Origin of the sequence: Streptomyces huiliensis, assembly GCF_020037025.1 — a bacterium.
Taxonomy (GTDB): Bacteria; Actinomycetota; Actinomycetes; order Streptomycetales; family Streptomycetaceae; genus Streptomyces; species Streptomyces huiliensis.
In genome coordinates this window covers 1-9,691 of record NZ_JAIQLH010000348.1, presented here as the reverse complement: position 1 = coordinate 9,691, position 9,691 = coordinate 1, and the positions used below count along the sequence as shown (strand labels likewise).

General features: G+C 72.6%; 12 protein-coding genes. 6 read left to right on the top strand and 6 right to left on the bottom strand.

The annotated features are described in order from the left end of the window. The coding region (locus JNW98_RS33065; RefSeq protein ID WP_223771991.1) for a globin domain-containing protein at positions 1–1,392 on the top strand (1,392 nt) is incomplete at its 5' end. Positions 1,393–1,412: 20 nt separating this feature from the next. Beyond that, the gene (locus JNW98_RS33060) at positions 1,413–2,072 is read left to right on the top strand and encodes a pyridoxamine 5'-phosphate oxidase family protein (RefSeq protein WP_223771990.1); all 660 of its coding nucleotides are present in this window, start codon (positions 1,413–1,415) and stop codon (positions 2,070–2,072) included. 41 nt (positions 2,073–2,113) lie between these two features. On the opposite strand, the gene JNW98_RS33055 is transcribed toward JNW98_RS33060, so the two are convergent. After that, positions 2,114–2,638 carry an NUDIX domain-containing protein gene (locus tag JNW98_RS33055; RefSeq protein WP_223771989.1) on the bottom strand — a complete coding sequence of 175 codons (525 nt, stop codon included), beginning with the start codon at positions 2,636–2,638 and terminating at the stop codon, positions 2,114–2,116. A gap of 42 nt (positions 2,639–2,680) precedes the next feature. Continuing rightward, positions 2,681–3,577, bottom strand: coding sequence for a LysR family transcriptional regulator (locus tag JNW98_RS33050; RefSeq protein ID WP_223771988.1), 897 nt, complete (start codon positions 3,575–3,577; stop codon positions 2,681–2,683). A gap of 414 nt (positions 3,578–3,991) precedes the next feature. Between JNW98_RS33050 and JNW98_RS33045 the strand changes: the two genes are divergently transcribed. Then, positions 3,992–4,258 (top strand): transposase, encoded by a 267-nt coding sequence (locus JNW98_RS33045; RefSeq protein WP_223771987.1) that lies wholly within the window; start codon positions 3,992–3,994, stop codon positions 4,256–4,258. Between the two features lie 4 nt (positions 4,259–4,262). Here JNW98_RS33045 and JNW98_RS33040 read toward each other — a convergent pair whose 3' ends face one another. After that, positions 4,263–4,643: a phage holin family protein gene (locus tag JNW98_RS33040; RefSeq protein WP_223771986.1), complete on the bottom strand. Its 381-nt coding sequence runs from the start codon at positions 4,641–4,643 to the stop codon at positions 4,263–4,265. Positions 4,644–4,724: 81 nt separating this feature from the next. Between JNW98_RS33040 and JNW98_RS33035 the strand changes: the two genes are divergently transcribed. The 3 genes from JNW98_RS33035 (at position 4,725) to JNW98_RS33025 (ending at position 6,495) form a co-directional block, all read left to right on the top strand. Continuing rightward, a complete protein-coding gene (locus tag JNW98_RS33035; protein WP_223771985.1) occupies positions 4,725–5,042 on the top strand; it encodes a cupin domain-containing protein in 318 nt (105 codons plus the stop codon). 256 nt (positions 5,043–5,298) lie between these two features. After that, complete coding sequence (locus JNW98_RS33030) at positions 5,299–5,520, top strand: DUF5326 family protein (RefSeq protein WP_223771984.1); 222 nt, start codon at positions 5,299–5,301, stop codon at positions 5,518–5,520. 528 nt (positions 5,521–6,048) lie between these two features. After that, the gene (locus JNW98_RS33025) at positions 6,049–6,495 is read left to right on the top strand and encodes an SsgA family sporulation/cell division regulator (protein ID WP_049719032.1); all 447 of its coding nucleotides are present in this window, start codon (positions 6,049–6,051) and stop codon (positions 6,493–6,495) included. Here JNW98_RS33025 and JNW98_RS33020 read toward each other — a convergent pair. From JNW98_RS33020 to JNW98_RS33010, 3 genes are all read right to left on the bottom strand, one after another. Next, the gene (locus tag JNW98_RS33020; RefSeq protein WP_223771983.1) at positions 6,492–8,210 is read right to left on the bottom strand and encodes a flotillin family protein; all 1,719 of its coding nucleotides are present in this window, start codon (positions 8,208–8,210) and stop codon (positions 6,492–6,494) included. The genes JNW98_RS33025 and JNW98_RS33020 overlap by 4 nt on opposite strands. A gap of 79 nt (positions 8,211–8,289) precedes the next feature. After that, complete coding sequence (locus JNW98_RS33015; RefSeq protein WP_223771982.1) at positions 8,290–8,490, bottom strand: NfeD C-terminal domain-containing protein; 201 nt, start codon at positions 8,488–8,490, stop codon at positions 8,290–8,292. An 83-nt stretch (positions 8,491–8,573) separates the two neighbouring features. Then, positions 8,574–9,691: YibE/F family protein (locus tag JNW98_RS33010; protein WP_223771981.1), on the bottom strand; the 1,118-nt coding region annotated here is incomplete at its 5' end.

Here is a 9,691-nt window from a genome sequence, read left to right as displayed (position 1 = left end):
GCCGCTCCGGTGCGTCCGCCCGCCGAAGGGCCCGTCCCCTTACCGGCCGCCGAGTCACCGGCCGCCGAGTCACCGGCCGCCGAGTCACCGGCCACCGAGCCGGAACGCCCGCCGGCCGGCGGCCGGAACACCCCCGCCCCGCATCCGTCTGCGCGGAACGTGGAGGAGCACGCCGGCGGCCCGGCCGGCACATCGGCCGCTGACCCCGCCACCGCTGCCGCAGCCGCGACACCTGCCGCCGCCGTCCCGCAGAGCGACGGCGCCGCCCCCGACAGCGTCCTCATCCGCCGCACCCTGGCCGAGATCGAGCCGATCGCCGACACCGTCGTCTCGCACTTCTACGCGCTGCTCTTCCTCCACCACCCCCCACTGCGCGATCTCTTCCCGCCGGCCATGGACGCCCAGCGCGACCGGCTCTTCAAGGCGTTGCTGACGGCGGCCCGGCACGTCGACGACACGGCGGCCCTCACCGCGTACCTCTCCCGGCTGGGGCGCGGGCACCGCAAGTACGGCACCCGGCCCGAGCACTACCCCGCCGTGGGCGAGAGCCTCATCGGCGCGCTCGCCCGCTACGCCGGCCGCGCCTGGAGCCCGGCGGCGGAGGCCGCCTGGGTGCGGGTCTACACGGTGATCTCCCAGATCATGATCGACGCCGCCGCCGAGGACGAGCCGTCCGCACCCCCCTGGTGGCAGGCGGAGATCGTCGGACACGAGCTGCGCACTCCGGACATCGCCGTCGTCACCCTGCGCCCCGACCAGCCGTACCCCTTCCTCGCCGGCCAGTACACCAGCGTCGAGACCCCCTGGTGGCCGCGCGTATGGCGGCACTACTCCTTCTCCTCCGCCCCCCGCCCGGACGGACTGCTCTCCCTCCACGTCAAGGCCGTCCCCGCCGGCTGGGTGTCCGGTGCGCTGGTCCACCGCGCCCGCCCCGGGGACGTCCTGCGACTCGGTCCTCCCGCCGGTTCCATGATTGTGGACCACACCACTGACAACGGGCTGTTGTGCCTCGGCGGCGGCACCGGCATCGCCCCGATCAAGGCGCTCGTCGAGGACGTCGCCGAGCACGGCCGCAGCCGGCCCGTCGAGGTGTTCTACGGCGCCCGGCACGACGGCGACCTCTACGACATGGACACCATGCGCGACCTGGAGCGGACCCACCCCTGGCTCTCCGTCCGCCCGGTCGTCTCCGACGGCCCCACGAGCGCGCTCAGCGGGCAACTCCCGCACGTCGTGCGGGCGTACGGGCCGTGGAACGCGTACGACGCCTACCTCTCCGGGCCGCCGGGGATGATCCGCAGCGGCCTGGACACCCTGGTCGGGATCGGGATCCCGACCCACCGAATACGTCACGACTCGATCGACGGACTTCTGGCGGAGGCGAAGGGCTGATGCGGACAGGCAGACCGGCGGTGACCGAAGAGCAGGCGGGAACCGAAGAGCAGGCGGGAAGAGGTTCGGAGCCGCCGGCTCCGCGCCCGGGCAGCGCGGGCGAGCACGCGCTGCAGAAGCGGTTCGGCACGGGGGAACGGGCCGACCGCTTCTACGCGGAGCAGACGCTCTCCCACGTCAACTCCGCCATGCGGGAGTTCCTCGCCCGGCAGGAGATGTTCTTCCTGGCCACCGCCGACGCGAGCGGGGCGTGCGACAACACATTCCGGGCCGGTCCGCCCGGCTTCCTCAGGGTGCTGGACGAGCGGACCCTCGCGTACGCCGAGTACCGGGGCAACGGGGTCCTCGCCAGCCTGGGCAACATCGAGGAGAACCCCCGGGTCGGCATCCTGCTCGTCGACTTCTTCCGGGACCGCGTCGGCCTCCACGTCAACGGGCGCGCCAGGGTGGTGGAGGACGCCGCGATGCGAACCGCCCACCCCGGCCTGCCGGTTGAGGAGGCGCCCGGCCGCCGGACGCCGGTCTGGGTGGAGATCGCCGTGGAGGAGGCGTACGTGCACTGCGGCAAGTACATCCCGCGGCTGGCCCGGGTGCGGGAGGACGAGCGGGACGAGGAGACGCCGGGCGGCACCCGCCGCAAGGGCGGCGACTACTTCGGGGTCGCCGCCGGACGGCCCTGACCGCCCCGGCAGCCCGCCGCGGCGCCGCTCAGCCGGAATCGTCAGCCGAGGTCGTCGGCGAGCAGCGCCCGAACCCCCTCGACGTTCTCGCGCAGGTAGGCGCGGAGCGAGGGCGGGACGACCTCCACCGACGCGATGCCCTCCCGGGTGAACGGCACCCGGACCACCTCGTAGGTGCCCCGTGGTTCGTCGACCTCCGGGCCGTGCCGCAGGGCGAGGTCCATCGAGGCCAGCCGGCAGACGAAGAAGTGCTGGACCTTGACGCCGCCGGGGACGGTCCGGTCGTCGGGGTCGGTGGGATCGGGGACGTGCAGGACGGTGTCGACGAACGCGGGCACGACGTCGACGATCTTCGCGCCCAGTTCCTCGTCGACCTCCCGGTGCAGGGCGGCGATCACGGTCTCGTCGCCGGCCTCGACACCCCCGCCCGGGGTGATCCAGTAGGGGGCCTGTCCGGGCTTGGTGCGCTTGATGAGGACGAGGTGCGGCTCGCCGGAGCCCGGGCCCGGCTCGCCTTCCAGCAGAATGGCACGGGCGGTGCGTTTGACCACCGGTCGTACGGTCATAAGCGACATCTGCCGCGTCACGGCCGTCGCGAAACCCTTTCCTCACCAGGAAACGGCGGCGCGCAGCAGCCACTCGTGTGCCCGGGCCAGATGCGGGTGGGCCAGGGTGCCGGCGCGGACGACGAGGAAGTACGTGCGCAGCGGGGGCACCGGCGGGTTGAGCAGGGCGACGACCTCCCCGGTGTCGAGCGCGTCCTCGCACAGGTAGCGGGGCAGCACCGCGATGCCCGCCCCCGCGACGACGCAGGACAGCACCGCCCGCAGGTCGGGGGCGATGACGGCGCCGGTGGTGACGGGTTTGCCGTCGAAGACGGCGGCCCAGTAGCGGGTGACGAACGGCAGGCTCTCGTCCACCTCCACCACCGGCAGGTGCTCCAGGACGGCCACCCCCTTGTCGCGGACCACGGCCGCGCCGCCGAGCCGGGCGGCCCAGCGCGGCGCGGCGACCAGGACGTGCTCCTCGTCGCAGAGCGGGGTGGCGGTCAGCAGCCGGCCGCGCGGGCGGGACGTGGTGACGGCGAGCTCGTGGTGGCCGGCGGCCAGCCCTTCGAAGAGGGGTTCCGACATGCCCTGGGCGGCGCGCACGGTGAGCCCCTGGATGATCAGCGGGCTCAGCGCGGGCAGCACGCGCAGCGCGGTGAACTCCGGCGGCCCGGCCAGGTGGAGGGTGCGGTGCGGCCACTGCTCGTCGAGCCCGGACTCGGTGATCTCCAGCAGGGCGTCGACGTGCGGGGCGATCCGGTGCGCCAGCTCGTCGCCGAGCGTCGTGGGGGTGACGCCGCGCGCCCTGCGGAGGAAGAGGGGGTGACCGAGCTGCCGTTCCAGCGTGCGGATCTGTCCGGTGACCGCCGGCTGGGAGAGGCCCAGGAGGGCGGCGGCGCGGGTGAAGGAGCCCGCCCGGTGGACGGTGACGAAGGTGCGCAACAGGGCCAGATCCATGCCGTCTCCCCAGGAGGTCCGCCACCGACCGTAGAGGAACTATAAATAAGTCGATAGGGCTGTGCCGCCAGGGTGATTGGACACTGACGCAGAGTCAACTAGCCTTGGTCGCGCGGTTCTTCTTCGCACGAACCGCGGCGGCTCAAGCCATGAGGGGGGAGGCTTGAGCCGCCTTCGCGCTGCCGCGGGCCGTGCCGCGGGCCGTGCCGCGGCCGACCGCCGTGCCGCTACGTCGCCAAATCCCGCGCGGCGGCCATGCCTTGTCCTGTCACTTTGTCGACCGGTGGCCCCCTCCGGTGCCCGTCGTCCGTCCGGTCGGTCGTCTTGTCGGCGCTCCCCCGGCGTACGGGCGGATGGCGACGCGTCGCGTCGGCAAGGTGTGCGCCGGGGCGCGCCCGTGGCAGTCTGGGGCGCATGGATGAGTTCACCGCCGGCGCGTCCCCGGAACCTCCGTACCCATGGCGGTCACCGGCCCTGCCCGGTGAACCGCCGTACTACACCACGGACACGTGCGCCGGCTGCGGCGCCATCGTGCACGGCATCCACGGCCGCTGGACCTGCGCCGCCTGCGGGGCGTGCAGCCCGTACCAGGAGCCCCCGGAAGGCTGGTCGACGGAGATCACCCCGGAGGAGCTGGCCGCCAACACGGTCGGGTACGACCCGCCGCCGGCCGGCCGGTGACGCGTCAGTCCTTGTCGTCCGGCAGGATCACGTGCATCGCCCAGGCCACGATCGAAATGATCACGCCGCCGACCAGTGCGGCGCCGAAGCCGCCCACGTGGAACGCGAGGTCGAACTTGTCGGCCAGCCAACTGGTCAGCAGCAGCATCAACGCGTTGATCACCAGCGTGATCAGTCCGAGCGTGAGGATGAAGAGCGGGAACGACAGAAGTTTGACGACCGGCTTGACGAGGAAGTTGACCAGGCCGAACAGGAGCGCCACGACGAGCAGCGTGATCGCCTTGGCGGCGGTCGTCTCACCGGCCAGGGTGATGCCCTTGAGCAGCCAGATCGCGACTGCGAGGGCCGCCGCATTGGCGATCGTCTTGACTACGAAATTCTTCATACGTGAGATCGTGGCAGACGCGACCGACAGGTGGGATCGGCGATCGGCGGCACGGCCGGCGCCCGGAGGAGGAGACGGCGGATGAAGGCGTTCCGGCTGGATGAGCTGGAGGCGGAGCGGGCCGCGAACGAAGGGGCGTACCTGCAGTTCCTCCGGGAGCGGAACATGTCGGTCGGTCTCTACGCGCTCGACGCCGGGGACGTGGACCCGCAGGGTCCGCACGGCCAGGACGAGGTGTACGTGGTGGTGAGCGGCCGGGCGTCGATCACCGTGGGGGACGAGACGACGGAGGTCGGCCGGGGGAGCGTCGTGTACGTCCCGGCCGGGGTGACCCACCGGTTCCACCACATCAGCGAGGACCTCCGGGTCCTGGTGGTCTTCTCCCCGCCGGAGAGCTGACCCCGGCCGCGTCCGGCGGGCGTGCGGGGCCCGGGTTCTCAGGGTCGTCCCCGCCCATCCCGTAGGGGAAGGTTCAGGGACGTACCGGGGCTGCGGCGGCCCCGCTCGGCCCCCGGTCCGCCCTAGCATCGAAGCTGCCGGGGCGACCGCTCCGGACGGCCGGTGACACCGGCGGCGCACGGCCGGCAGTGCTCCGACCGCGACCCGGCCGACAGTGATCCGACAACGACGCGCGAAGCGGAGAGCAGGGAACGACATGGCTCAGAAGGGGATACTCGCGGGACTGCCGTGGTGGGTGAAGTGGATCGCCCTGCCGGTGCTCGTGTGCGTGGTGTTCGGCAGCCTGATCATCAGCGTGCTGGGGATCGTCATCGACGTCCTGTTCAAGGCGCTGCTGCTGGTGGCGCTGATCGGCGGCCTGATCTTCGTCGTCAAGAAGTTCACGGGGTCCTCGTCGTCGAAGGGCGGCGACTGGTAGGTCCGTCGCTCCGGCGAATTCGTCAACTCAACGAATCGGAACGCGGGGAGTAACTTCGGCCGTCAGCCGGTACGGCCGGTTCACCCCGGCACCGAGTGTGCGAGGAGGGGCGGGATTTCCGCCCCTCCGCCACGTCCCGGCACGATTCCAACCGGTTTGCGCGGGGCAGGAGTAGGCCGAAGCCGTCCCGCCCGTTTCCCCGTCGTCTCCGCGTCGTTCCCGTCGCGCACGTGGAGGCGCCCGCCGCCCGTACGCCGTCCGCCCACCGTCCCGCCCAGGCGGTGGGCGGCCGTGCACTTTGGCCAGTTCTCTGCTTATGTCCGCCCGGAATCCGGCGGAACGACTCCATGCCGTAGTCGAGTCGCTACTCTCCAGAGTCGAAGAGCCGTAAGCTCCCTCTCAATCTCTATCGGTAACTGAAAAATCACTCCTTGTGATCCGCAGGACGTTGTTGTCAGACTATGGCGTCATGAGTAGGGCCATGAGGATCCAATCCCGGCCAAACCGACAAAGACGGGGCATTGGGCGATGCGCGACACAGTTCAGGCAGAAGTGATCATGACGTTCCTCGTCTCCGAGGAGCTGTCCTTCCGTATCCCGGTGGAGCTGGCCTATGACAGCAGCGATCCCTACGCGGTGAAGTTCACCTTTCATCTGCCCGGCGACGCCCCGGTGACCTGGGCTTTCGCAAGGGAGTTGCTGCTGGACGGGTTGAGCCAGCCCTCGGGCGAAGGCGATGTGCACATCGCCCCCGCCTCCGCGCAGCACCTCTCGGACGTGTTCATCCGTCTGCAAGTGGGCGGTGAAGGCGCGCTGTTCCGGGCCGGTGCGGCGCCCCTGGTGGCCTTCCTGGACCGGACGGACCGCGTCGCCCCGCTCGGCGAGGAGCGCTCGGTCGCCGACTTCGACTACGACCTGGCCGCGGCGCTCGACAGCATCCTCGCCGGCAACACCGAGGGGCAGAACGCCGGTTAGCGCACCGGTGCGGCGTCTCCGCCGCCGCCCCCGGCCCCGTCCCCGGCGGACCGCTCGACCGGCACCCGCTCGGTGCGCGGGACGGGGCCGCCCGGCGCTGCGGCCGAGCCCCGGCCGGGGACGCCGGCCCCCGTCCCGCCGCCGGTGCCACCACCGGTCCCCGACGCCGGGCCGCCGCTGCCGTCGGCACCGCTCCCCATGGCCGTCAGCAGCTGCCGCGCCAGCCCCAGACCCGTACCCCCCAGGGTCAGCGCCTTGGCGAACGCCTCCGACAGGCCGTCCGCGCCGTTCAGCACCACCATGTGGTCCACGCTCCCGAACGCCTGGGCGCCGGCCCCGACGATCTCGGGCCACTTCTCGGCCAGTTGCTGGGCGACCACCGCGTCCTGGTTCTCCGCCAGCGCCGCCGCCCTCGCCTTGATCGCCTCCGCTTCCGCCAGCCCGCGGGCCCGGGCCGCCTCCGCCTCCGCGAGGCCCCGGGCCTTGGCCGCCTCGGCCTCCGCCAGTCCACGGGCCCGGGTGGCCTCCGCCTCCGCGAGCCCCTGCGCCCGCGCCGCTTCCGCCTCGGCCAGGCCCTGCGCCTTCGCCGCCGCGGCCTCGGCCACGCCCTGGGCCTGCCCGGACGCCGCCTCCGCCTCGCCCGTGGCCCGCGTCGACGCCGCCTCGGCGAGCCCGCGCGCCTTGGTGGCCTCCGCCTCGGCCGCGGCCTCCGTCTTCACCCGGGTCGCGTCGGCCGCCGCGGCCAGCTCGGTCTCCTGGGCCAGCGCCTGCGCCGCCGAGATCCGGGCGTCCCGCTCCGCCTCGGCCAGGGTGCGCGTCTTGTACGCCGCCGCGTCGGCCGGCTTCCGGACGTCCGCCTGGAGCTGCTGCTCCCGGCGCCGCGCCGCCAGCTCCGCCACCCGCGTCTCCTGGACCACGACCTCCTGCTTGGCCGCCGCCTCGGCCAGCGGCCCGGCCTGCCGCGCCTTGGCCGCGGCGCCGTCCCGCTCGGCCTGGTACCCGGCCTGGAGGATCTCGCTGTCCCGGGTCGCCTCGGCCATCCGCGCGGCCGCCGCCTGCTCGGCCTCGGTGGCCCGCCGGTCCGCCTCGGCCTGGGCGATCCGGGCGTCCCGGTGCACCGCCGCCGCGTGCGGGGCGGACAGGTTCTTGATGTAGCCGGTCGGGTCCTGGATCTCGTGGATCTGCAGCGAGTCGATGATCAGGCCCAGCTTCTCCATCTCGGTGCCGGAGGCCGCTCGCGTCTCGCCCGTCAGCCGCTCCCGGTCGCGGATCATGTCCTCCACGGTCAGCCCGCCGACGATCGACCGCAGGTGCCCGGCGAACACGTTGTGCACCCGCTCCGACATGAACTTCTGCTGGTCCAGGAAGCGGCGGGCCGCGTTGGCGATCGAGACGAAGTCGTCGCCGACCTTGAAGATCACCACACCATGGACTTTGAGCGGTATGCCCTGGTTCGTCACGCAATCCACGTGCAACTGCGCCTCGTTGAGGTCCAGGGACAGCTTGCGCACCACCTGCACCCCGGGCAGCACGAGCGTGCCCCGCCCGGTGACGATCCGGAAGCCCATGCCCTCGCCGAGGCCCTCCGTACGGTGCTTCGAGCCGGAGATGACCAGGGCCTCGTTGGGTTCCGCGACGCGCCACATCAGTTTGAACAGCCCTACCGCGAGGGCGGCGGCCACCACGACCGCCCCCGCCACGATGCCGAAGAACATGTCCCGTTTCCCCCTTTTGTGTTGTGGCTCGTGTGGTGTGGCCCGCCCGGACCGGCCGGACCGCGCGGCCCGTCCGGAGTCAGCCGTAGGCGGACGTCACGTACACCGTGCGGGGCGGCTGGTACTCCACGACGACCACGAGCGTCCCCCGCGTGATGCGCTCGCCCGGCTCCATCGCGTACGCCAGGAACGCCTCGGCGCCCCCGCGCACCCGGAGCATCACCTCGCCGACCAGGCCGGGGCCGATCGCCCCCGTCACCCGGCCCGTCTCCCCGATCACCGGCAGCCCCCCCCGTCCGACCGTCTTGTCCCCGACGTCCCCCGACGTCCCCCGACGTCCCTTAACGCCCCTCTCGACGCCGGCTAGCGCTTGGCCCGGCGCCGCCGCCCGCCCCCGGAGCGCGTACCGCCGCCCCCCGGCCCCACGTCCGCCCCCTCGGCCCCGGTGCGCCGGTCGGCACTGACGACGAGCGCCGCCAGCAGCGTCGTCACCGGGACCGAGAGCACGAGCCCGATGCTGCCGATCAGCGTCCGTACGATCTCCTCCGCGACGATCTCGCTCGTGGCCACCGTTCCCACCCCGCTGTCCGCGATCGAGAACAACAGGAGCAACGGCAGTGACGCACCGGCGTACGCCATCACGAGCGTGTTGACGACAGAGGCGATATGGTCCCGCCCGATGCGCATCGCCGCACCGTACAATTTGCGCCAACTCGCCGAGGGATCGGCTTCCTTCAGCTCCCACACCGCCGACGTCTGCGTGACCGTGACGTCGTCCAGGACGCCCAGCGAGCCGATGATGATCCCCGCCAGCAGCAGGCCCTGGGTCTCGATCCCCGGGTAGAGGCCGTGCACCAGCGCGGTCTGGTCGTCGGTGTTCCCGGTCAGATGCGCCCAGTCGATGAACCACGACCCCAGCAGGCCGATGACCAGCAGCGAGGTGAGCGTCCCCAGGACCGCGACCGAGGTGCGGGCGTTGAGCCCGTGGCACAGGTAGAGCGCGATCAGCATGATCGCGCTGCCGCCGACCACGGCGACCAGCAGCGGGTCCGAACCCTGGAGCACCGCCGGGAGGATGAACAGCGTCAGCACGCCGAAGCTGATGACCAGGGCCACCAGCGCGAAGACGCCGCGCAGCCGCCCGATGGCCACCACCGCGACGGCGAACAGCCCGGCCAGCAGGCCGACCGGCAGGTCGCGGTCCACGTCCGCGACCGAATAGCGCAGGTTCTCGGGTGCCTTGGGGGCGTATGCCAGGATGACGCGCTGCCCCACCGTGTACTGCCGGGACGCGTCGGGGTGCACGATCTCGGTGAACGTGCGGCCCTTGTCCGGCCCTGAGGCCACCTCGATGGCGGCCGACCGGCAAGGGCCCTTCGCGGCGGCGGGCCCGCCCGGCGCCGCGCCCGGTGGCGCCCCCTCCGCCGGCGGCGCCTGGCCGCCCGACGCGCCTCCGGCTCCCGCGCCGCCCGCGCCCCCGG

Coding starts and splice junctions, on each gene's coding strand:
- JNW98_RS33020 (WP_223771983.1), bottom strand. CDS start 8,210: ATGTTCTTCGGCATCGTGGCGGGGGCGGTCGTGGTGGCCGCCGCCCTC.
- JNW98_RS33030 (WP_223771984.1), top strand. CDS start 5,299: ATGGCTCAGAAGGGGATACTCGCGGGACTGCCGTGGTGGGTGAAGTGG.
- JNW98_RS33025 (WP_049719032.1), top strand. CDS start 6,049: ATGCGCGACACAGTTCAGGCAGAAGTGATCATGACGTTCCTCGTCTCC.
- JNW98_RS33035 (WP_223771985.1), top strand. CDS start 4,725: ATGAAGGCGTTCCGGCTGGATGAGCTGGAGGCGGAGCGGGCCGCGAAC.
- JNW98_RS33055 (WP_223771989.1), bottom strand. CDS start 2,638: ATGACCGTACGACCGGTGGTCAAACGCACCGCCCGTGCCATTCTGCTG.
- JNW98_RS33050 (WP_223771988.1), bottom strand. CDS start 3,577: ATGGATCTGGCCCTGTTGCGCACCTTCGTCACCGTCCACCGGGCGGGC.
- JNW98_RS33040 (WP_223771986.1), bottom strand. CDS start 4,643: ATGAAGAATTTCGTAGTCAAGACGATCGCCAATGCGGCGGCCCTCGCA.
- JNW98_RS33045 (WP_223771987.1), top strand. CDS start 3,992: ATGGATGAGTTCACCGCCGGCGCGTCCCCGGAACCTCCGTACCCATGG.